Below are 21,534 nucleotides of genomic sequence, written 5' to 3'. Positions count from 1 at the left end.
ATGGATGTGAAGCGTGGTATTTCCGGTTATCTCGTCGCGTCGCTGCTGCTGCATCTGATCATCGGCATCATACTGCTGGTCGGTATCGACTTCAGCAAGCCTAAGCGCCCCGAGTCGAAGGGACAGATAGTCAACGCTGTGATGCTGGACAGCGACTTCCTGGAACAACAGGCCCAGCAGATCCAGCAGCAGAAACAGGCGCAGCCCAAAGCGGCCCAGCAGCAGAAGGAAAAAGACAAGGAAGACGCCGATCAGGCCAGGCGCGAGCTGGCGAAGGAGCAGGAGCGCCTGCGCATCGCCGAGACCAAGCGCAAGGAGGCCGAGGAGGCGACCCGCAAGGCCGAGACCGAGAAGCAGAAGAAGGTTGCCGAGCAGAAGCAGGCGGAAGAGAAGGCCCAAAAGGCCGAGGAAGCCCGCAAGCAGGCGGCCGAGAAAGCCAAGGCGGAGGCCAAGCGCCAGGAAGAAGAGCTGGCCAAGGCGTTGGCGCTGAAGAAAAAGAAAGAAGAGCTGGAGAAGAAGCAGGCCGACGAGAAGGCCAAGGCGGACGCGGCCAAGAAGGCGGAGGCCGACAAGAAGGCCAAGGCCGAGGCAGAGAAGAAAGCCAAGGCGGAAGCGGAGAAGAAGGCCAAGGCGGAGGCCGAGAAAAAAGCCGCGGATGAAGCCGCCAAGAAGGCAAAAGCTGACGCAGAGAAGAAGGCGAAGGCAGAGGCCGACAAGAAGGCCAAGATTGAGGCTGAGCGCAAGCGCAAGGCGGCGGAAGAGGCCAAGTTGCAAAAAGAGATGGAAGCCATGATGCAGCAGCAGATGGAGGCTGAGGCCAACTCACGCAGCCAGGCCGCATCCGCAGCCGCCAAGGGGGAGGTGGACAAGTATGCCGCTCTCATCAAGGCCACGGTCGAGCGCTACATGATCCTGGACCCCACCATGCGGGGCAAAACCTGTACCATCGGTATTAAATTGGCCAGTACCGGCTTCGTCATCTCGGTGGACAACGGCCAGGGGGATCCCGCGGTCTGTCGCTCCGGCAAGGCGGCGGTGTTGAAGGCGAACCAGTTGCCGGTGCCGAAGGATCCTGCGGCGTTTGAGATGTTGAAGGACATTAACCTCAAGTTAGAACCAAGCATCTAAGCGTGATACAACTGAGTAACAGATTGTGATTGGCAGCTTCTGCTGATAAAGGATTTTCACCTCTCATTTTTATTGGAACAGAGTATTTAAGCCATGATAAGAAAAGTGTTTTTTGCTTTGGTTGGCTGCCTTCTGCTGGGCCAGAGCGCTCAGGCGGCCCTGGACATCGTCATCACCGGCGGTATTGACAGCGCACGTCCCATCGCCATCGCCCCCTTCAAGTGGGAAGGCAATGGTCAACTTCCGCAGGACATCGCCGAGGTGGTTTCCAACGACCTGATGCGCAGCGGCAAGTTCAAGCCCCTGGCCCGCAGCCAGATGCCGCAGACCCCGAGTACCAGCGGCGAGATCAACTTCGCACCCTGGGCCTCCCAGGGGGTGGAAGCCGTGGTGGTGGGCACCATTGCCGCCGTGGGGGATGGCTCCTACAAGATCAACTTCGAGCTGGTCGACGTGCTGAAGGGGCAGCTGGCCAAGACCCAGGGCGGGGAAGCGAACGGTTACATCCTCGATAGCCGCATGGCCACCATCCCCGGTGCCCAGATGCGTCAGTTCGCCCACCGCATCTCCGACATCGTCTACGAGCGCCTGACCGGCGAGCGCGGTGCCTTCCTGACCCGACTGGCCTATGTGTCCGTCCAGCAGGGCACCCAGTTCCCGTATCAGCTGCGCATCTCCGACTATGACGGCTACAACGAGAAGACCCTGCTGCGCTCTCGCGAGCCGCTGATGTCCCCGGCCTGGTCGCCGGATGGCAGCAAGCTGGCCTATGTCAGCTTCGAGAACCAGAAATCCGAGATCTATGTGCAGGATATCTACACCCAGCAGCGCAGCATGATCACCAGTTTCCGCGGCATCAACGGTGCGCCGGAATGGTCACCGGATGGTCGTCGATTGGCTATTGTTTTGTCCAAAGATGGGCAGCCCGATATCTATGTTGTTGATGTTGCTAGCAAGCAACTCACTCGAGTCACAAATAACCGCACCATAGACACCGAACCCTCCTGGATGCCGGACGGTCAAACTTTGCTGTTCACCTCTGAACGTGGTGGCAAACCCCAGATTTATAGCGTAAATTTGGCGACTGGTGTCACTCGCCGGATGACCTGGGAAGGAGATTCCAACCAGGGTGCTTCCATTACCCCGGACGGCAAGTCCATGGTGATGGTGACCCGGGTTCAGGGACAATATCGCATCGCTCGCCAGGATATGGAAAACGGAGCCATGTTGGTGTTGACCCAGAGTGCTCTGGATGAGTCGCCAAGTGTGGCTCCCAATGGCAGCATGATCATTTATGCCACCATCTATCAAGGTCGCAAGAGTCTGGCTTTGGTGTCGACCGACGGTCGCTTCAAGGCAGTGCTCCCGACCAATAGCGGTGAAATTCGTGCACCAGCTTGGTCGCCCTTCTTGAATTGATAAAAAAATCGATTGTTTTTTGTTTTGTTATAAAGGTTTAAGGAAATAGCATGCAACTCAATAAACTGCTCAAGGGTCTGGCCATCGCACTGCCACTGTTCACCCTGGCTGCCTGTAGTTCTTCCTCCGACTCCGACGCCGCTGGTGCCGAGTCTGGCATGACCGACGGCATGGGCGGTGTACAAACCGGTGGCGCCAACGGCATGTTGTCCCCGGAAGAACAGATGCGTCAAAAGTTCGAAGCGCTGCAGCGCGACAACGTGATCTACTTCCCGTATGACGGTTATGACATTCAGGGTCAGTACGCCGACCTGCTGGATGCCCACGCCAGCTACCTGCGTGAGCGCCCGAGCGTCAAGGTACTGATCGAAGGCCACGCCGATGAGCGCGGTACGCCGGAATACAACATCGCCCTGGGCGAGCGTCGTGCCAAGGCTGTCGCCAAGTACATGCAAACCCTGGGTGTGCAGGCCGAGCAGCTCTCCATCGTCAGCTATGGCGAAGAGAAGCCGCTGGATCTGTCCCACACCGAGGAAGCCTTCGCCAAGAACCGCCGCGCGGTCCTGGTTTACTAAGGTTTGAACCCAATTTTATTGGTGTCTAAGCAAGCGGCCATCTCGATGGCCGTTTTATTTACACCGGACTGCCGATTTGATCCGAATGAAATTTGTGTATAAGCAAGCGACTATTGCGATGGCCGTTTTTACTGCACTAAACGCTAAGGTTTGATCCGAATGAAATCTGTGTACAAGCAAACGCCGATTGTGCTGGCCATGTTCGTTGCGCTGAACGCTCAGGCGGCTGCGCCGGTGAGCGATCTCAGTGGCGATAGCGGCAGCAGCGTCGTCCTCAGTGGCAACAATGGCGCCATCGTGCCCACGGGTAGCCTGGAAGACAGGGTGGCCTTGCTGGAGCGCACCCTCAATGCCCGTCTGCGCCTGCAGGCCGACTTGCAGCAGCAGGTGGACTCCCTGCAAGGGGAGGTCTCAGAGCTGCGTGGTCAGCTGGAACAGCAGACCTACCAGATGGAGCAGTCTCAGGAGCGTCAGCGCCAGCTCTACCAGGAGCTCGACAAGGTGGCGAATAGCCAGCCTGCGTCAGCCGCGGCCACACCGGCCGCTGCCGGAGCGGCAGCCACGCCAGCCGCTGCGGCCAACTACTCGACCAACCAGGACGAGAACCAGGCCTATGACGCCGCCGTGAACATGGTGCTCAAGGAGAAGAACTACGACAAGGCGATCCCCGCCTTCGAGGGCTTCATCAAGCAGTTCCCGAACTCCAGCTACGTGCCCAATGCCCACTACTGGCTCGGCCAGCTGATGTTCAACAAGGGTGACAGAACCGGCGCCGCCGCCCAGTTCACCACGGTCGCGACCAAGTACAGCAAGTCTCCCAAGCGGGCCGATGCCTTGCTGAAACTCGGCATGCTGGCACAGCTCGACGGCAAGAAGGCGGAAGCCAAGAACTTCTACGAGCAGGTGATCAAGGGTTACCCGAACACCTCGCCGGCCCAGCTCGCCAAGCAGAGCCTGAGCAAGCTGTAACATTGCCGTAGGTCACTGTTTTCGTAACAGTCTTGTAAACAGTGCCCGGCTTTGTATGCACAGTGAGCAAACAGATTTAATTTGAGAATTTTCTATTGCGCCAGGATGATAAATCCGTAATATAGGCCGCCGTCAGAGCCGGTGCAGCAGTGCACTCGGACCTGGTCGTGGTGAGGGTCGTTAGCTCAGTCGGTAGAGCAGTTGACTTTTAATCAATTGGTCGCTGGTTCGAATCCAGCACGACCCACCATTTCTTCACTAAGGGTGAAGACAAGATTCCCAGGTCGTTTAGCTCAGCTGGGAGAGCACCTCCCTTACAAGGAGGGGGTCACTGGTTCGAGCCCAGTAACGACCACCATGTTTAACACGGTTCGCCACATGCGGACGGTGACAGGTTCAAGATGGGTCGTTAGCTCAGTCGGTAGAGCAGTTGACTCTTAATCAATTGGTCGTAGGTTCGATCCCTACACGACCCACCATCTTGACCACAGAGTTCCCAGGTCGTTTAGCTCAGCTGGGAGAGCACCTCCCTTACAAGGAGGGGGTCACTGGTTCGAGCCCAGTAACGACCACCATGTTTTGCAAATGATTTAGATGGGTCGTTAGCTCAGTCGGTAGAGCAGTTGACTTTTAATCAATTGGTCGCTGGTTCGAATCCAGCACGACCCACCATCATTTCACCGTATTCCCAGGTCGTTTAGCTCAGCTGGGAGAGCACCTCCCTTACAAGGAGGGGGTCACTGGTTCGAGCCCAGTAACGACCACCATGTTTAACACGGTTCGCCACATGCGGACGGTGACAGGTTCAAGATGGGTCGTTAGCTCAGTCGGTAGAGCAGTTGACTCTTAATCAATTGGTCGTAGGTTCGATCCCTACACGACCCACCATCTTGACCACAGAGTTCCCAGGTCGTTTAGCTCAGCTGGGAGAGCACCTCCCTTACAAGGAGGGGGTCACTGGTTCGAGCCCAGTAACGACCACCATGTTTTAAAAAATGATTTAGATGGGTCGTTAGCTCAGTCGGTAGAGCAGTTGACTTTTAATCAATTGGTCGCTGGTTCGAATCCAGCACGACCCACCATCATTTCACCGTATTCCCAGGTCGTTTAGCTCAGCTGGGAGAGCACCTCCCTTACAAGGAGGGGGTCACTGGTTCGAGCCCAGTAACGACCACCATGTTTAACACGGTTCGCCACATGCGGACGGTGACAGGTTCAAGATGGGTCGTTAGCTCAGTCGGTAGAGCAGTTGACTCTTAATCAATTGGTCGTAGGTTCGATCCCTACACGACCCACCATCTTGACCACAGAGTTCCCAGGTCGTTTAGCTCAGCTGGGAGAGCACCTCCCTTACAAGGAGGGGGTCACTGGTTCGAGCCCAGTAACGACCACCATGTTTTGCAAATGATTTAGATGGGTCGTTAGCTCAGTCGGTAGAGCAGTTGACTTTTAATCAATTGGTCGCTGGTTCGAATCCAGCACGACCCACCATCATTTCACCGTATCCCAGGTCGTTTAGCTCAGCTGGGAGAGCACCTCCCTTACAAGGAGGGGGTCACTGGTTCGAGCCCAGTAACGACCACCACTTTCTTGTCAAAGAAAGCCAGAAGCCCGCTGCATAGCGGGTTTTTTCGTTTCCGGGATTCGGCAACCGGCAGGGAAAATAATCTTCAGTGGCGAAGCAGACTTAGCCCTAGCCCCGGATTTGTTGATGGGTTTGTGGCCGGCTTCTGGGTATAATTTTCGCCTTTCCAAGCGTTGATGGAACAGTCGCAATGAGCAATGCACTGAGCAGTGTCCCTCCTGCCGTCGAGATGGACTATCCCTTCCCGGTCAAGCCGGCTCCCCTGACTGCCGAACAGAAGGCGGCCTTGATCACCGAGATCAAGGCGCTGCTCGAGACGCGTCAGGCCGTACTGGTCGCCCACTACTACACGGATCCCGAGATCCAGGCGCTGGCGGAGGCCACAGGCGGCTTCGTCGGTGACTCCCTGGAGATGGCCCGTTTCGGCCGGGATCACGCCGCCCAGACCCTGATCGTGGCGGGGGTGCGCTTCATGGGAGAGACCTCCAAGATCCTGAGCCCCCACAAGCGGGTGCTGATGCCGACCCTGGAGGCCGAGTGTTCCCTCGATCTGGGCTGCCCCATCGATCAGTTTTCCGCCTTCTGTGACGCCCATCCCGACCACATCGTCGTGGTCTACGCCAACACCTCGGCGGCGGTGAAGGCGCGGGCCGACTGGGTGGTGACCTCCAGCATCGCCCTGGAGATAGTCGAGCACCTGGACAGCCAGGGCCACAAGATCATCTGGGGCCCGGACCGCCACCTCGGCGCCTACATCGAGAAGAAGACGGGGGCCGAGATGCTGCGCTGGCAGGGCCACTGCATCGTCCACGACGAGTTCAAGGCCCGGGCCCTGAGGGATCTGAAGGCCCAGAACCCGGACGCCGCCGTGCTGGTGCACCCCGAGTCCCCGGCTTCTGTCATCGAGCTGGCCGATGCGGTGGGCTCCACCAGTCAGCTGATCAAGGCGGCCAGAGAGTTGCCCCAGCGCAAGCTCATCGTGGCGACCGATCGCGGCATCTTCTACAAGATGCAGCAGGCCTGCCCGGACAAGGAGATGGTGGAGGCGCCGACCGGTGGCGATGGTGCCACCTGCCGCAGCTGTGCCCACTGCCCCTGGATGGCGATGAACGGCCTGGTGGCAATCAAGGAGGCCCTGACCGATGGCGCCGAGCGTCACGAGATCCTGGTGGACGAGGCGCTGCGGGTGAAGGCGCTGATCCCGCTGGATCGCATGCTGAACTTTGCCGCCGAGCTCAGGCTCAAGACGCAAGGCAATGCCTGATCACCTCTGATGAAAAGATGCAAAGAGGGCTCCCACGGGAGCCCTCTTTCTTTATTTGTCAGTCGTATCATCAGATGATCACGGTCGAGAAGCTGTGCTCCTCGTCCGGTGCTATGGTAACGCCGGCATCGGCGGTGATGGCCGCCTCGACGCAGAGCATGGTGCGATAACCGTCATCGCTCATGTCGGCCATGGCGCTGGCGCCTTCCAGCCAGGGGGTCCAGACCACGACGCTGTCGTGATTGCCACTGATCACCTGGGTGGTGCGCTCGCCATCTTGGACCCGCACCACGGGCTCGGGCTGGCGGTAGATGCGATCCATGGCCCCTGAGAGGGTCACAACGCCTTGCTGCCGCTCATCCTGGCCGCTCAGCTTGTCGAGGTATGGTTCCCCCAGCCCGCTGACGCTGACGGCTTCCGGGGCGCTTATCTGCAGATAGGTGTGCAGGGCCGCGTTGTAGACGATAGGGCTGCTGCCTGTGTTGCGGGTGGTCAGGACCAGCGACAGCTCCTTGCCGACCAGCACGTCCAGCTCCAGCTCGAAGGCGTGGGGCCACAGGGCCCGGGTCGCCTCGCTGTCGCGCAGAGACAGATGGACGAGCGTGCCATCCTCGTGATCGGAGACGCCATCCAGCATCCACAGGGTGGTGCGGGCGAAGCCGTGGGCCGGCTTGCCCTGACCCACCCGGGCGGGGGAGGGGCCAAACCAGGGCCAGCACAGGGGGATACCGCCGCGAATGGGCTTGCTGCCGTCCAGCACGGCCTTGTCGCTCAGCCAGAGGGAGTCTGGTTCGCCGTGGCGCTGATAGCTCAGCACATGGGCGCCAAACAGACTGATCTCGGCCCGGGCACTGTCGTTGTTGATGGTGAGCACGGGCAGGCCGGCGGCGTTGTTGGCGAGCTTGCAGTGGGCTGTCAGGGGACGAATGGATTGCATGTGGGCTCCTGCCATGATGAAAACCGATAACAAAAAGGCGGCCAATGGCCGCCTTTTTTACGCTACGTGATTGCGCATCCCAAATTACTTGGAGATGTGAGCGATCAGGTCCAGAACCTTGCTGGAGTAGCCCATTTCGTTGTCGTACCAGGAGACGACTTTAACGAACTTGTCGTTCAGCTGGATACCAGCCTTGGCATCGAACACGGAGGTCTGACGCTCACCCAGGAAGTCGGTGGAAACCACTTCGTCTTCGGTGTAACCCAGAACACCCTTCATGGCGCCTTGGGAGGCAGCCTTCATGGCTTCACAGATTTCGGCGTAGGTGGCGGCTTTCTTCAGGTTGACGGTCAGGTCAACAACAGACACGTCCGGAGTCGGAACGCGGAAGGCCATACCGGTCAGCAGACCCTTCAGCTCGGGGATTACCACGCCAACGGCCTTGGCAGCACCGGTAGAGGACGGGATGATGTTCTGAGCCGCACCGCGGCCACCGCGCCAGTCTTTGGCAGACGGACCATCAACGGTCTTCTGGGTAGCAGTGGTAGCGTGGACGGTGGTCATCAGGCCGGATTCGATACCGAAGGTATCGTTCAGAACCTTGGCGATGGGGGCCAGGCAGTTGGTGGTGCAGGAAGCGTTGGAAACGATGTCCTGGCCAGCGTAGGTCGCGTCGTTAACACCCATGACGAACATCGGGGTCGCGTCTTTGGACGGACCGGTCAGTACGACTTTCTTGGCGCCGGCAGCGATGTGCTTGCGAGCGGTTTCGTCGGTCAGGAACAGACCGGTGGCTTCGGCAACAACATCAACACCGATGTCGCCCCATTTCAGGTTCGCCGGGTCACGCTCAGCGGTAACACGCACGGTTTTGCCGTTGACGATCAGGTTGCCGTCTTTGACTTCAACGGTGCCATTGAAACGACCGTGAGTGGAGTCGTACTTCAGCATGTAAGCCATGTAGTCAACGTCGATCAGGTCGTTGATACCGACAACTTCGATGTCGTTGCGCTCAGCGGCCAGACGGAATACGAAACGGCCGATGCGGCCAAAACCGTTAATACCTACTTTGATAGTCATAATTGGTTACCTAACTGTTCAGTAGTCAAAGAAAATTCCGTTTGTAAATTTACTAGAACTCACCTGCGAGTCAACCAACAATCTGCGCGAAATTGCGCTATATCATGAAAAACTGTGAAATTTATTTTCGGTTTATGTAACTGGCTACCAACTTTTGTTGAATCCGTCATCAGTGGGATCCCGTCACAGCGATCAACAATAGTGCCTGTCCGGTCACACATCCAGCCGGGGAGATATGTAAAAATGTGCGCGGTTTAGCATGGCCCATAGAGCCACTGTTCAAGTACCACCCATAAAAATTAATCATATAGATAGAATCCACAGCGGGAATTCTCAAACTATGACCACCCTGATTGAACAGCTGGCTGCCGCCAAAGGTATCGCCAGTGAGTATGTTGATGCCTGGGGCAATCCGGCCCAGGTATCGGAAGAGAGCAAGGCCGCCATGCTGGGGGCCATGGGTTACCGCGTCGATGACGAGGGAGCACTGACGCAGCAGCTGGAAGAGGAGCACCGCCAACACTGGCTGCGCCCGCTGGATCCCGTGATGGTGGTGCGCAGCGGCGAACCCATCAGCCTGGAAGTGCGCCTGCCTCTCGAATTTGTGAACGACGCCCTCACCTGGCAGCTGGTGCAGGAGCAGGGCGCCACCCTGTCCGGCCAGATCACCCCCATCGACGGGGAGCTGGTCGGTGTCGCCGAGTTTGAAGAGATGGAGTGCCAGGCCTATCGCGTGGCGCTGAGCGCTCAACCCGAGCTCGGCTATCACCAGCTGGTGCTGCTGGAGGAGGGCAACGACGAGCCGCTCGCCACCATGCGCCTCATCGTCGCCCCCAAGTCCTGCTACAAGCAGGCTCCCATCGCCAATGGCCAGAAGGTGTGGGGGCCGAGCGTGCAGCTCTATTGCCTGCGCAGCCGCCACAACTGGGGCATGGGGGATTTCAGCGATCTCGGCCAGCTGGTCGAGAAAGCCGCCGCCTGGGGGGCTCACTTCGTCGGTCTGAACCCCATCCATGCCCTCTATCCGGCCAACCCGGAGAGCGCCAGCCCCTACAGCCCCTCTTCCCGTCGCTGGCTCAACGTGGCCTACATCAACGTGGAGGCGGTGCCGGAGTTTCTGGCCAACGAGCACCTCAAGGCAGAGGTCGCATCCCCCGCGTTCCAGCAGCATCTCACCTCCCTGCGCGCCAAGGAGAACGTGGACTACACTGGCGTCATCCAGACCAAGATCGGCATGCTGCGTCAGGTGTTCGATCAGAGAACTCTGACTGCCGAGCGCCAGGCCAGCTTCGATGCCTTCGTGGCGGCCGGTGGCGACAGCCTGCAACAGCAGGCTGTGTTCGATGCCCTGCAGGCCCACTTCTACGACAAGGGTGACAACGCCTGGGGCTGGCCGGTGTGGCCGGACGCCTTCCGCGATTATCACAACCCCGAGGTGGCGAGCTGGACAGCGGAACACCAGGCCGATGTGAACTTCTATCTCTATCTGCAGTTCCTGGCGGACGAGCAACTGGCCCGGGCCGATGCCCGCGCCAAGGCGGCCGGTATGGTGATGGGGATCTACCGGGATCTGGCGGTGGGGGTCTCCGAAGGCTCCACCGAGATCTGGGCGAACCGGGATCTCTACTGCCCGAAAGCCTCGGTCGGCGCGCCGCCCGATATCCTGGGGCCGCTCGGTCAGAACTGGGGACTGCCCCCCATGAACCCGAACCAGCTGTTCGAGGCGGCCTATCAGCCCATGGTGGATCTGTTCCGCGCCAACATGCGCTCCTGCGGCGCGCTGCGTATCGATCACGTGATGGCCTTGCTGCGCCTGTGGTGGGTGCCGCCCGGAGAGTCTGCCGCCAAGGGCGCCTACATCTATTACCCGGTCAACGACCTGCTGGGTATCCTGGCGCTCGAGTCCCACCGCAATCAGTGCCTGCTGATCGGCGAGGATCTCGGCACAGTGCCGGAAGGCATAGACGTCACCCTCAAGGAGAACGGCGTCCACTCCTACAAGGTGTTCTTCTTCGAGCGCTCCAAGGCGGACGGCGGTTTCATCTCCCCGGCGCACTACACCGAGCAGGCGATGTCGGCCCTGACCACCCACGACATGCCGACCCTCAAGGGTTTCTGGCATTGCGACGATCTGGCGCTGGGTCGTGAACTGGGATTGTACCCAGATGAAGAGGTACTCAAGACCCTGTATGCTGATCGCCATCAGGCCAAGCAGCGGATCCTCGACAGCCTGCACGCTCACGGGGTCATCTCGGGCAACATCAGCCACGACGTGAACTGGGTCGGCATGAACACTGAGCTCAACCACGGCCTGCAGTTGCACATGTCCCGCGGCAGTTGTGCCCTGTTCAGCACCCAGCTGGAAGACTGGCTGGAGATGGACAAGCCGGTGAACGTGCCGGGTACCAGCTACGAGTACCCGAACTGGCGTCGCAAGCTCTCCCGGGATCTGGAAGATATCTTTGCCGATGAGGCGCTCAAGGGATTGGCAGACAGGATGAGCCGGGCTCGTCATGAGGCCGGCCGTTGAGCCGCAGTCGCCAACTGACTCATATTCATCCGCTCCGGCTTCGGCCGGCGCGGATGTTCAGCCATGAAAGGAAATGTCGATGCCCGTTGAACGTTTGGTTGCCGCCCGCTGTGCCGATCCCTTCTCGTCCCTAGGCCTGCTGGCCAATCCGGGCGGGCCAGGTCTCAAGCTGACCGCCTGGTTGCCCGATGCCCTGGAGGTTCGCGTCAGGGATCTCAAGTCAGGCAAGATCGTTGCCACCCTGACCCCCACCGATGAATCGGGCCTTTTTGAAACTGTTTTCACCCGCCGCAAGAATCCCTTCCCTTATCAGCTGCTCGCCAGCTACCCCGATGCCAGTGCCGAGTTTGTCGACCCCTACCAGTTCCAGGCCGCCGCCTGGGAAGGGCTGGCGGAGCTGACCTGGCAACCCGAGAATCTCTACCATACCCTGGGCGCCCAGCTGCGCACCGTCGAACACCTCGGTCAGCGGGTGGAGGGGGTACGCTTCGCCGTCTACGCCCCGAGCGCCAGCGCGGTGAGCCTCATCGGCGACTTCAACTTCTGGGATGGCCGCCGTCACCCCATGCAGCGTAGCCAGTGCGGGCACTGGGTGCTGTTTGTGCCCGGTCTCAAGGCCGGGGATCGCTACAAGTTTGAACTCAAAGATCCGGCGGGCAACCGCCTGCCCCACAAGAGCGATCCGGTCGGCTTCTACTGCGAGCAGTACCCGTCGTTCGCCTCCGTGGTCCATGACCACGACCAGTACCAGTGGCAGGACGCGGCCTGGCGCGAGAGCCAGCGCAATGACAAGCGGGAGCAGCCGATCTCCATCTACGAGCTGCACGCGGGTTCCTGGAAGCGCCACCCCAATGGCGACAGCCTGAGCTGGCGCGAGCTGGCGGTGGATCTGGTCGACTACGTCAAGGAGATGGCCTACACCCATATCGAGCTGATGCCGGTCTCCGAGCACCCCTTCAGCGGCTCCTGGGGCTACCAGCCGGTGGGCATGTTCTCCCCCACCAGCCGCTTCGGTGGCGTCGACGACTTCAAGTACTTCGTGGACTGCTGCCACCAGGCGGGGATCGGTGTCATCTTGGACTGGGTACCCGCCCACTTCCCGTCCGATGCCCACGGCCTGGCCCGCTTCGACGGTACCCCGCTCTACGAGTACGAGGATCCGCGCCGCGGCTGGCACCCGGACTGGAACTCCTACATCTATGACTTCGGTCGCAACAACGTGCGCCAGTTCCTGGTGGCGAGCGCCCTGTTCTGGCTCGACAAGTTCCATGTGGACGGGCTGCGGGTGGATGCGGTCGCCTCCATGCTCTATCTGGACTATTCGCGCAACGCCGGCGAGTGGGTGCCGAACGTCGATGGGGGCAACCATAACTACGAGGCGATCAGCCTGCTGAAGTGGACCAACGAGGAGGTGTACGGCAAGTACCCCCACGCCATGACCATAGCCGAGGAGTCCACCGCCTTCGCCGGGGTCTCCAGACCCACCTTCCTGGGGGGCCTGGGCTTTGGCTTCAAGTGGAATATGGGATGGATGCACGACACCCTGAGCTACATGCAGAAGGAGCCCATTCATCGCCGCTATCACCACAACGAGATGACCTTCTCCATGGTCTACCACTATGACGAGAACTTCATCCTGGCCCTGTCCCACGACGAGGTGGTGCACGGCAAGCACTCCCTGCTCTACAAGATGCCGGGGGACGAGTGGCAGCAGGCCGCGAACCTGCGGGCCTACATGGGCTTCATGTACGGCCATCCCGGCAAGAAGCTCAACTTCATGGGCACGGAGATCGCCCAGAGCAACGAGTGGAATCATGATGCCCAGCTGCCCTGGCACCTGTTGCAGTTCCCCAGGCACGGCGGCCAGCAGCGGCTGATCCGGGATCTCAACCACCTCTATCGTCATGAACCTGCCTTGTATCAGGCGGATTATGAACAGGCCGGTTTCCGCTGGCTGGATCACAACGATGCCGACAACAGCATCTTCGCCTGGCTGCGGGCCGACAAGCTGGGGGCCCATCCGCTGGTGGTGGCCTGCAACTTCACCCCGGTGCCGCGCATCGGTTACCGTCTCGGGGTGCCGGCTGCCGGTCGCTATCGGGTGGTGCTCAACACCGACAGCGAGCATTACTGGGGCAGCAACTATGATGTGGGTCTGGTCTTCGTCGCCGAGGCGACCCCCTGGCAGGGGATGGCACACAGCCTGGTGCTGGACTTGCCGCCGCTCGCGACCTTGTTCATCAAACAGGAGTCCTGATGTTTGAAATGGAAAACGGGGTAGATCACCCGCTTGGCGCCCGTCTGGACGAGACGGGCTGCCACTTCTGTGTCTGGGCTCCCCAATCGGACAAGGTGGAGCTCTGCCTGTTCGACGAAGAGGAGCAGGAGCTGGCGCGTCTCCCCTTGCCCGGTCGGCGCGGCCAGTACTGGTTCGGCCACGTGCGCGGTGTCAAGGCCGGTCAGCGCTATGGCTACCGAGTGCATGGCTCTCCCCAGGAGGGGTTGCTGTTCGACCCGGACAAGCTGCTTATAGACCCCTATGCCCGGGCGCTCAGCCGTGCCACCCACTGGGACGATGCCCTCTACGAGGGGGACAGCGCGGCCATGGTGGGCAAGTCGGTGGTGGTGGACGATGCCTTCGACTGGCAGGGGGTCGGCAAGCCCGGCATCCCGCCGGAGCGGGTCGTGCTCTACGAGACCCACGTCAAGGGGTTCACCCGCCAGCACCCCGGCATCCCCAAGGCGTTGCAGGGCACCTATCTGGGCATCAGCCACCCGCTTATGATCGAGCATCTGCAGGGCCTGGGGGTGACCTCGGTCCAGCTGATGCCGGTGGCGGCCTTCATGTCCGAGCCCAGGCTCGAGCAGCTGGGGCTGACCAACTACTGGGGCTACAACCCCATCGCCTTCTTCGCGCCCGAACCGCGCTACGGGGCGAAGGATGCGGTGACCGAGTTCAAGACCATGGTGCGCGAGCTGCACCGGGCCGGGATCGAGGTGATCCTGGACGTGGTCTACAACCACACCGCCGAGGCGGGAGTCGACGGACCCATGCTGTCGCTGAAGGGATTCGACAACGCGGGCTACTACGCCTTCGAGAGCGGGGCCCACGGCCCGGATTACAGCCGCCACGCCAACGTCACCGGCTGTGGCAACAGCGTCAACCTGGATCACCCCAACAGCCTGCGACTGGTGCTGGACGCCCTGCGTTACTGGGTCACCGAGATGCAGGTGGACGGCTTTCGCTTCGATCTCGCCGTCACCCTGGCCCGGGAGGCGGGGGAGTTCGAGCCCATGAGCGCCTTCTTCAAGGCCATGATGGCGGATCCCGTGCTGGCGCGGGCCAGGCTCATCGCCGAGCCCTGGGACATAGGCCCGTTCGGCTATCGTCTCGGCCAGTTCCCGAGCCAGTGGCTGGAGGTCAACGACCGCTATCGCGACACGGTGCGCGCGTTCTGGCGCGGGGATGCGGGCAAGATGGGGGATCTGGCCACCCGGCTGGTGGGGTCCCGGGATCTCTTCCCGAAGAACTGGCGCTCCCCCCACTCCAGCGTCAATTACCTCTGTTACCACGACGGCTTCACCCTGGAGGATCTGGTCTCCTACAACCAGCGCCACAACCAGGCCAACGGCGAGGACAACAGAGACGGCCACGGCAACAACCTCTCCTACAACCACGGGGTGGAGGGGCCGACCCTGGACCCCAAGGTGAACAACCTGCGCCAGCAGCAGAAGCGCAACCTGATAGCGACCCTGCTGCTCTCCCAGGGCACGCCGCACTTCCTGGCGGGGGACGAGATAGGCCGCAGCCAGCTCGGCAACAACAACGCCTACTGCCAGGACAACAGGATCAGCTGGGTCAACTGGCAGTGGCGGCCGGAGGACGAGCGGCTGCTCGCCTTCACCCGCCAGATGATGGCCCTGAGAGCCGAATCCACCGTCTTCTCCAACCTGCAGCTGAGTGACGACAGCTGGAATGGCAAGGCGACCAGCTGCCACAGGGTCAACTGGTATCACCCTGACGGTCATCAGCTGACCGATCAGGACTGGCACGCCCCCATGGGGCAGGCGTTCGCCATGGACATCGGCATGATCGACTGCGGCGGGGAGCGCTGGTACGTGCTGTTCAACGCCAGCGACTACGACATCCAGTTCAGGCTGCCGCCGGCGGGGGAGGGAATGGAGTGGGTCCAGCTCATCGACACCGCCACCAACGACGGCATGCCCTTCCTGCCCGATGACGTCAAGCGTCAGGTGGCTGTGGGTCACGCCCACTCCCTCAAGCTGCTGGAGCGGGTCGCCCTGTCGGCGGTGGCCCTGGCCAGGGAGGGGGTCGCGGCGGCGCCGGATGTTGCCACCATGTTGCCAACGGGATCACAGTTCCCGCTGGCGGGCTAGAGTCAGGGCTCCCGAGTGGGTATGCTGGGCACCGGTTTGAGAGGCAAGGAGTCAGTATGAGCGGCAACAATCCCGAGCAATGGCGCACCAGGTTGAGCCCTGAGCAGTTTCACGTCTGCTGGGAGAAGGGCACGGAGCGGCCCTACAGCGGCGCCCTGCTCCACAATCGCAAGAGCGGCGACTACCAGTGCGTCTGCTGCAAGAGCGTGCTGTTTCACTCGGATGCCAAGTTTGACTCGGGCTGCGGCTGGCCCTCGTTCGATCGGGCCATCGAGGGGCGGGTGAACTACACGGAAGATCGCAGCCACGGCATGACCCGGGTGGAGATCACCTGCAGCCAGTGCGGCTCCCACCTGGGACACGTCTTCCCGGACGGGCCGACCGAGACCGGTCAGCGCTACTGCGTCAACAGCCTGAGCCTGGATTTCGATCCCAAGGAGTGAAGGCTTCGCGGGCAACGAGATGGCAAGCGGCGTCCCTTAGCAGGGGCGCCGCTTTTTTTATGGGTCTCAGCGCAGCAGCAGGCTGGTGGTCACCAGCAGGGCGGCCAGCGGCAGGATGGGCAGTTTCAAGGCCCGCAGCAGGTAGAAGCCGAGGGTGGCCAGCGCCAGATCGGTGGGGGCCAGCACGGCGCTCTGCCACACAGGTTGATAGAGGGCGGCCAGCAGCAACCCCACCACGGCGGCGTTGATGCCGATCACGGCCCCCGCGAGGGCGGGACGGACCAGCCAGCGCTGCCAGCAGGGGCCGATGGCCCACAGCAGCAGGAAGCCCGGCAGGAAGAGCGCCAGGGTCGCCAGCAGGGCCCCCGCCAGCGGGCTGGCCGGCAGCAGCAGGGCGCCGAGGTAGCTCGCCAGGGTGAACAGGGGGCCGGGCACCAGCTGGGCCAGGCCGTAGCCGGTGAGGATCTGCGGCTGGCTCAGGGTCTGGCCCAGCCCCTCGCTCAACAAGGGCAGCACCACGTGGCCGCCACCAAACACCAGGCTGCCCGCCCGGTAGAAATCCGCAAGCAGCCGGCCCGCGGGGCCATCGGCCAGCAGGGGCAGGCCGACAAACAAGAGGCCGAACAGCAGCAGGGTCGGCCAATGGGGTTGGCGAGTGGTGGGGGCGGCGGATAGGGGGGGAGGATCCGTCGCATCCTGCCCCCTGCCCAGGCGGGCGCAGAGCAGGGCGGCCCCCGTCAGCAAGAGAACCTGGGTCAGGAGCCCGGGTTGCCACCAGAGGGCGGCGGCGCTCACCACCATGATCCCCTGCTGCAGCCGGCTCTGGCAGAACTGACGGCTCATGGTGAGCACCGCATCGGCCACCACCACCAGAGCCAGCAGCTTGAGGCCATGCAGGACAGCCTCCAGCCAGAGGCTGTCGGTGAGCCGGGCCAGCCCGATGGCGGCGGTAAACAGCAACAGGAAGGAGGGGAGGGTGAAGCCGATAAAGGCCGCCAGGGCGCCCCCGAACCCGGCGTGCTGGCGCCCGATGGCGAAGCCGAGCTGGCTGGAGGCGGGCCCGGGCAGCAGCTGACACAGGGCCAGCTGGCGGGCAAACTCGGCCTGGCTGAGCCAGCCCAGCCGCTGGACGAAGGTACGCTGGAAATAGCCAATATGGGCGGCGGGGCCGCCGAAGCTGATGCAGCCAAGCCACAGAAATTGCAGGAAAACCGCCGTCACCCTTGCCACCGTCACCTCCATTCGAATGTGTCCGTGGAGCATATGACAGTTTTATGATGATTTGATGACGGCCTGATCAGGGCTGGCGACCAAGGGCCGCGCCACCCTGAGGGGTCAGGCGGGTTGGCCTGGCTGTGGCAGGCACACATCACCGGTCAGCCAGTGGGGGATGGTTAGCTTGTCGGCTGACCTGGCTGCGGTAGATGGCAATCGCCAGCCAGTCAGCAAGGGGTTTGTTGCCAGGCCTTGGCTTACGCCGGCTGACCTGGTTGAGGGATATAGCAGTCACCGGCCAGCCAGCAGGCGATGGACTGGCGGCTGGCATCGAAGTGTGGCTCCGGCAGGGCGCGGGGATCGCACCAGACCCAACCCTCGCACTTCTCCGGCTCCAGCAACCGGGGTTCTCCCTCCACCTCGGCTAGCAGGGTGACGGAGACATAGTGCAGCCCGCTCTCGCGCCAGGTCTCCAGGTTGTTGGTGACGGCGATGACCCGGGGCGCGTCGATGACAAACCCCGTTTCCTCGGCCACCTCCCGGATGGCGGCGGACTCGAAGCTCTCCCCCAACTCCAGATGACCGCCGGCGATGGACCAGTAGGGGGCGTGGCTGCCCTTGCGCTTGCCGAGCAGCACCTGGCCTTCGGCATTAGTCAGGATGACGCCGACACCGACGCGGGGATAGGGAGTGGACATGGGGAGACCTCCTTGTGGTGGTTGCACGATAGCGGCGCTGGCCTATGGTGGCGGCGCCTGGTCATGGTGACGAGGGGCGCGGCGAGTTAGCCGAAAAGCGCCTGCCATCCACCCTAAACGCAGAGGGAAGAGAGGCACCGTACCGAGACCAGATTGCACCATAAAAAACGGGCCCACCTTAGGACGGTTGGGCCCGTTTCGCAAGCTATCCGGCCGGGATAGGCCGGTTTTGCCATCTCAGCATCGGATAGATCCGGATAGATAACGCCTGTTCAAATGATGCATGTCACGCCAGCTTGACCAGCATCTTGCCGGTGTTGCGTCCCTCGAACAGCCCGATAAAGGCCTGGGGCATGCTGGCCAGCCCCTCATAGACGGTCTCCTCGCTCTGCAGGTCGCCGGCTTCGAAGGCGGGGATGGCCTCCGCCAGGAAATCGCCATGGTGCTGCCAGTGATCGGAGACCAGCAGCCCCTGCAGCAGGATGCGCTTGCGGATGATCTGGGCCAGGTTGCGCGGGCCGCTGGCGCCGCCCTGGCTGTTGTACTGCTCGATGAGGCCGCACAGCACGATACGACCGTGCAGCGCCATGTGATTGAGGGCCGCCTCCAGCAGGGCACCGCCGACGTTCTCGAAATAGACCTGGATCCCCTCCGGGGCGAGGCGGGCCAGCTCGGCATCGAGATCCGGCGTCTCCTTGTAGTTGATCACCGCATCGGCCCCGAGCGTCTTGAGGTAGGCCACCTTGTCGGCGGCGCCGGTGGAGCCGATGACCTTGGCCCCGGCCCGCTTGGCGAGCTGGACCACCATGGTACCGACCGCCCCGGAAGCCGCCGAGACCAGCACAGTCTCGCCTGCCTGCAGGCGGGCGACCTGGTGCAGCCCGGCCCAGGCGGTCATGCCCGGCATGCCGAGGGCGCCGAGAAACAGCTGGGGCGGCAGGGAGGTGGCGGGCAAAGGGGTCAGCAGCTCTCCCTTGGCGACGAAGGCGTCTCGCCAGCCCAGCATGCTGCTCACCCTGTCCCCCACCGCGAAGTCCGGGTGACGGGAGGCCTGCACGGTGCCGATGGCGCCGCCCTCCAGGGGGGCGTTGAGGGCGAAGGGGGGCACATAGCTCTTGGCCTCGCTCATGCGCCCGCGCATGTAGGGGTCTACCGACAGCCACTGGTTCGCGACCAGCACCTCCCCCTCCTGCAAGGGGGGCAGGGGCACGGCCTGCAGGCTGAAGTCGTCCTGGGTGGGCAGGCCGCTTGGGCGGCGCAGCAGCTGGATCTGATGGCTGAGCTGGCTCATGGTGTTTCTCCAAAGAAGGTGGATGGTAGGGGCATGGCCTGTTCAGCCGCCCCAGCCTCTGCCCGGCGTCCAGTGGTGACGCCTGATAGGCTGGATTTATCTTGCGCGCAAATTAAATCCAGCCTAAACCTGAATGGAGGGGCTGGCAACTGGTTTGTGTGCAAATTATTCAGCCCTATCGTCTCCTGGGGTATACTGGCCCCCCATGTCAGCGAGGTGTCCCATGAGTGAACTGAAAAAACAGGTCTGTTTCGCCCTCTACAGCGCCTCCAATGCGGTGATGCGCGCCTACCGGCCACTGCTGGACAAGCTGGATCTCACCTACACCCAGTACCTGGTGATGCTCTCGCTCTGGGCGCGGGACGAGGTCAGCCTCAAGGAGATAGGGCAGGAGACCGGGCTGGATGCGGGCACCCTGACCCCCATCGTCAAGCGGCTGGAGAGCAAGGGCTGGCTGACCCGCACCGTCTCGAGCGAGGATGAACGGCAGAAGTGCATCCGGCTGACCGAGGCGGGGCGCGACTTGCAGCAGGGGGTGAAGGAGTGCTGCCTGGTGGACAACTTGCGCAGCCAGCTGGATCTAGACGATGCTGAACTGTCCCAGTTGAAGCAGCTCTGCGATCGCCTCGCGGCGCAGCTGGGGCGCTGAACTCGACCACAGCCCTGGGGAGCCCTCCGATGAAAACCTTGTTACCCCTGTTTGCCCTGCTGCTCGGCGCCTGCGCCGGCGGCACTCACCCCGTCTCGGAGTTGCAGATAGACGATGCGGACGCCTGGCAGGCCATCTGCAAGGACGGTGTCCGGGTGCGGGCCATCAGCGATGAGAAGATCTGCGACGCCCATCGCGGCGTGGCCATGTGGTTGAATAAACCAAGGTCTGTGCGGATGGCAGAGGAAGCCGCCAAATAGTGTGATGCAGGCGTCATGAAATGACAAAACCGGCCCCTTGGCCGGTTTTTTTCGCGATCCCGCCAACACTTTGCCGACTTGTTCATGGTGCACTCATTTTTCTCTTCCCATACTGGCCCCACAGTGCCAAAGGAGGAGAGAAGAGATGCAGTCATCCATCGTCGGGCTCTCCATTCTGTGGGGGCTGGCCAGTTTTGGTGTTCAGGGGGATTTCATCGAGAGCCGTGATTCCGTTGCGCCGTCCTGGCAGGCCGAGTCCAGAGTGGAGATGGAAGGGTATTTGATCGAGTCATTGGGTGCGGATCGCTGGCTGTTCGACAACGGCAGCGAGAGCCTGCTTGTGTCCCTGCCCGAGGGGCAGTGGGTGCCGGAGGGGGAGCGACTGAGGCTCAGTGGCGAGCCCCAGCACGAGCAGGCCGGCTGGCTGCTGCAGGTGCAGGATGTGAGCCCGGTGAGCGTCTGAATGCAGGCCCAGGGATCACAGCCTTGAATAACCAGAGAGGAGGCCAGGGCCTCCTCTCTTGTCTTTCTATCTCTTTGGGGCGGCTTACCCCAGATGATTGAGGGGCAGCGCCGTCTTGTGTTTGATCCGGCGCAGCACGAAGCTGGAGCGCACCCCGGTCACCCCGGGAATGTGGGTCAGCTTGTCCAGCAGGAAGTGCTGGTAGTGTTCCATGTCCCGCACCACCACCTTGAGCTGATAGTCGGCATCGTTGCCGGTGATGAGATCGCACTCCAGCACCTCGGGCAGATCCTGGATGGCCTTGTCGAAACTCTCGAATCGCTCCGGGGTGTGCCTGTCCATGGAGATGTGGATGTAGGCGGTGAGGGTCAGCCCCAGCTGGCGGGCGTTGAGCAGGGTGACATGGGTATCGATGAGACCGGCATCCTCCAGGGCCTTGACCCGGCGGGAGCAGGGGGAGGGAGAGAGGCCGACCAGTTCGGCCAGCTCCAGGTTGCTGATGCGGCCATTCTCCTGCATCAGCTCCAGAATATGCCTGTCTATACGATCAAGTTTCAGCATTCTCCGTTCCTCGTTGCAATTACTAATTCACTTTTCCTAGATTAAGGGTGAACTATTGCAAAAACAACC

Annotated in this window: 18 protein-coding genes and 14 tRNA genes; 26 read left to right on the top strand and 6 right to left on the bottom strand. The window is 61.6% G+C overall.

Annotated elements, in window-relative coordinates; genetic code table 11:
• The 19 genes from tolA to nadA all read left to right on the top strand — a co-directional run bounded on the left by tolA (window position 1) and on the right by nadA (window position 6,940).
• Window positions 1–1,128 carry a cell envelope integrity protein TolA gene (gene tolA, locus ACT5M9_RS08070; protein WP_457982872.1) on the top strand — a complete coding sequence of 376 codons (1,128 nt, stop codon included), beginning with the start codon at window positions 1–3 and terminating at the stop codon, window positions 1,126–1,128.
• A gap of 93 nt (window positions 1,129–1,221) precedes the next feature.
• A complete protein-coding gene (gene tolB / locus ACT5M9_RS08065) occupies window positions 1,222–2,547 on the top strand; it encodes a Tol-Pal system beta propeller repeat protein TolB (protein WP_438551321.1) in 1,326 nt (441 codons plus the stop codon).
• A gap of 50 nt (window positions 2,548–2,597) precedes the next feature.
• Complete coding sequence (gene pal / locus ACT5M9_RS08060) at window positions 2,598–3,122, top strand: peptidoglycan-associated lipoprotein Pal (RefSeq protein ID WP_100859355.1); 525 nt, start codon at window positions 2,598–2,600, stop codon at window positions 3,120–3,122.
• A 159-nt stretch (window positions 3,123–3,281) separates the two neighbouring features.
• A complete protein-coding gene (gene ybgF, locus ACT5M9_RS08055; protein ID WP_457982869.1) occupies window positions 3,282–4,091 on the top strand; it encodes a tol-pal system protein YbgF in 810 nt (269 codons plus the stop codon).
• Window positions 4,092–4,265: 174 nt separating this feature from the next.
• A tRNA-Lys gene (locus ACT5M9_RS08050) sits at window positions 4,266–4,341 on the top strand.
• 32 nt (window positions 4,342–4,373) lie between these two features.
• Window positions 4,374–4,449: transfer RNA gene (locus tag ACT5M9_RS08045), tRNA-Val, on the top strand.
• Between the two features lie 45 nt (window positions 4,450–4,494).
• Window positions 4,495–4,570: transfer RNA gene (locus ACT5M9_RS08040), tRNA-Lys, on the top strand.
• 20 nt (window positions 4,571–4,590) lie between these two features.
• A tRNA-Val gene (locus tag ACT5M9_RS08035) sits at window positions 4,591–4,666 on the top strand.
• Window positions 4,667–4,687: 21 nt separating this feature from the next.
• A tRNA-Lys gene (locus tag ACT5M9_RS08030) sits at window positions 4,688–4,763 on the top strand.
• Window positions 4,764–4,782: 19 nt separating this feature from the next.
• Window positions 4,783–4,858 (top strand) — tRNA-Val (locus ACT5M9_RS08025).
• A gap of 45 nt (window positions 4,859–4,903) precedes the next feature.
• A tRNA-Lys gene (locus ACT5M9_RS08020) sits at window positions 4,904–4,979 on the top strand.
• A 20-nt stretch (window positions 4,980–4,999) separates the two neighbouring features.
• A tRNA-Val gene (locus ACT5M9_RS08015) sits at window positions 5,000–5,075 on the top strand.
• A 22-nt stretch (window positions 5,076–5,097) separates the two neighbouring features.
• Window positions 5,098–5,173: transfer RNA gene (locus ACT5M9_RS08010), tRNA-Lys, on the top strand.
• Window positions 5,174–5,192: 19 nt separating this feature from the next.
• Window positions 5,193–5,268, top strand: a tRNA-Val gene (locus ACT5M9_RS08005).
• Window positions 5,269–5,313: 45 nt separating this feature from the next.
• Window positions 5,314–5,389: transfer RNA gene (locus ACT5M9_RS08000), tRNA-Lys, on the top strand.
• 20 nt (window positions 5,390–5,409) lie between these two features.
• A tRNA-Val gene (locus tag ACT5M9_RS07995) sits at window positions 5,410–5,485 on the top strand.
• A 21-nt stretch (window positions 5,486–5,506) separates the two neighbouring features.
• Window positions 5,507–5,582: transfer RNA gene (locus ACT5M9_RS07990), tRNA-Lys, on the top strand.
• A gap of 18 nt (window positions 5,583–5,600) precedes the next feature.
• Window positions 5,601–5,676 (top strand) — tRNA-Val (locus ACT5M9_RS07985).
• Window positions 5,677–5,866: 190 nt separating this feature from the next.
• On the top strand, window positions 5,867–6,940 hold the full coding sequence (gene nadA, locus ACT5M9_RS07980; RefSeq protein WP_457983181.1) for a quinolinate synthase NadA: 1,074 nt from the start codon (window positions 5,867–5,869) through the stop codon (window positions 6,938–6,940).
• Between the two features lie 70 nt (window positions 6,941–7,010).
• Here nadA and ACT5M9_RS07975 read toward each other — a convergent pair whose 3' ends face one another.
• A complete protein-coding gene (locus tag ACT5M9_RS07975; RefSeq protein WP_457983179.1) occupies window positions 7,011–7,877 on the bottom strand; it encodes a D-hexose-6-phosphate mutarotase in 867 nt (288 codons plus the stop codon).
• 84 nt (window positions 7,878–7,961) lie between these two features.
• On the bottom strand, window positions 7,962–8,957 hold the full coding sequence (gene gap / locus ACT5M9_RS07970; RefSeq protein ID WP_438548597.1) for a type I glyceraldehyde-3-phosphate dehydrogenase: 996 nt from the start codon (window positions 8,955–8,957) through the stop codon (window positions 7,962–7,964).
• Between the two features lie 340 nt (window positions 8,958–9,297).
• On the opposite strand from gap, the gene malQ reads away from it, so the two are divergent.
• The 4 genes from malQ to msrB all read left to right on the top strand — a co-directional run bounded on the left by malQ (window position 9,298) and on the right by msrB (window position 16,328).
• Window positions 9,298–11,487 (top strand): 4-alpha-glucanotransferase, encoded by a 2,190-nt coding sequence (gene malQ, locus ACT5M9_RS07965; RefSeq protein WP_457983178.1) that lies wholly within the window; start codon window positions 9,298–9,300, stop codon window positions 11,485–11,487.
• A gap of 79 nt (window positions 11,488–11,566) precedes the next feature.
• Complete coding sequence (glgB, locus tag ACT5M9_RS07960) at window positions 11,567–13,744, top strand: 1,4-alpha-glucan branching protein GlgB (RefSeq protein WP_457983177.1); 2,178 nt, start codon at window positions 11,567–11,569, stop codon at window positions 13,742–13,744.
• Window positions 13,744–15,885 (top strand): glycogen debranching protein GlgX, encoded by a 2,142-nt coding sequence (glgX, locus tag ACT5M9_RS07955; protein WP_457983176.1) that lies wholly within the window; start codon window positions 13,744–13,746, stop codon window positions 15,883–15,885. Before glgB ends, glgX begins: the two co-directional genes overlap by 1 nt.
• Before the next feature lie 56 nt (window positions 15,886–15,941).
• Window positions 15,942–16,328: a peptide-methionine (R)-S-oxide reductase MsrB gene (msrB, locus tag ACT5M9_RS07950; protein ID WP_457983175.1), complete on the top strand. Its 387-nt coding sequence runs from the start codon at window positions 15,942–15,944 to the stop codon at window positions 16,326–16,328.
• A gap of 66 nt (window positions 16,329–16,394) precedes the next feature.
• Here the strand turns inward: msrB and chrA are convergent, their stop codons facing one another.
• From chrA to ACT5M9_RS07935, 3 genes are all read right to left on the bottom strand, one after another.
• Window positions 16,395–17,570, bottom strand: a complete 1,176-nt coding sequence (chrA, locus tag ACT5M9_RS07945) for a chromate efflux transporter (protein ID WP_457983173.1) — start codon at window positions 17,568–17,570, stop codon at window positions 16,395–16,397.
• A 230-nt stretch (window positions 17,571–17,800) separates the two neighbouring features.
• Entirely contained in the window at window positions 17,801–18,241 is a 441-nt protein-coding gene (locus tag ACT5M9_RS07940) for a nucleotide triphosphate diphosphatase NUDT15 (RefSeq protein WP_457983171.1), read from the bottom strand.
• A gap of 286 nt (window positions 18,242–18,527) precedes the next feature.
• Entirely contained in the window at window positions 18,528–19,532 is a 1,005-nt protein-coding gene (locus ACT5M9_RS07935; RefSeq protein WP_457983169.1) for an NADP-dependent oxidoreductase, read from the bottom strand.
• A gap of 223 nt (window positions 19,533–19,755) precedes the next feature.
• On the opposite strand from ACT5M9_RS07935, the gene ACT5M9_RS07930 reads away from it, so the two are divergent.
• The 3 genes from ACT5M9_RS07930 (at window position 19,756) to ACT5M9_RS07920 (ending at window position 20,904) form a co-directional block, all read left to right on the top strand.
• Window positions 19,756–20,181: a MarR family winged helix-turn-helix transcriptional regulator gene (locus ACT5M9_RS07930; RefSeq protein WP_438548605.1), complete on the top strand. Its 426-nt coding sequence runs from the start codon at window positions 19,756–19,758 to the stop codon at window positions 20,179–20,181.
• Between the two features lie 29 nt (window positions 20,182–20,210).
• The gene (locus tag ACT5M9_RS07925) at window positions 20,211–20,441 is read left to right on the top strand and encodes a hypothetical protein (protein WP_457983167.1); all 231 of its coding nucleotides are present in this window, start codon (window positions 20,211–20,213) and stop codon (window positions 20,439–20,441) included.
• Between the two features lie 145 nt (window positions 20,442–20,586).
• Entirely contained in the window at window positions 20,587–20,904 is a 318-nt protein-coding gene (locus ACT5M9_RS07920) for a hypothetical protein (RefSeq protein ID WP_438548607.1), read from the top strand.
• Between the two features lie 84 nt (window positions 20,905–20,988).
• Here the strand turns inward: ACT5M9_RS07920 and ACT5M9_RS07915 are convergent, their stop codons facing one another.
• Complete coding sequence (locus tag ACT5M9_RS07915) at window positions 20,989–21,465, bottom strand: Lrp/AsnC family transcriptional regulator (RefSeq protein ID WP_349919504.1); 477 nt, start codon at window positions 21,463–21,465, stop codon at window positions 20,989–20,991.
• Window positions 21,466–21,534: the final 69 nt, after the last annotated feature.

The organism is Aeromonas sp. AE23HZ002T15 (assembly GCF_054165525.2).
This window is presented reverse-complemented; position numbering and strand designations above follow the sequence as displayed.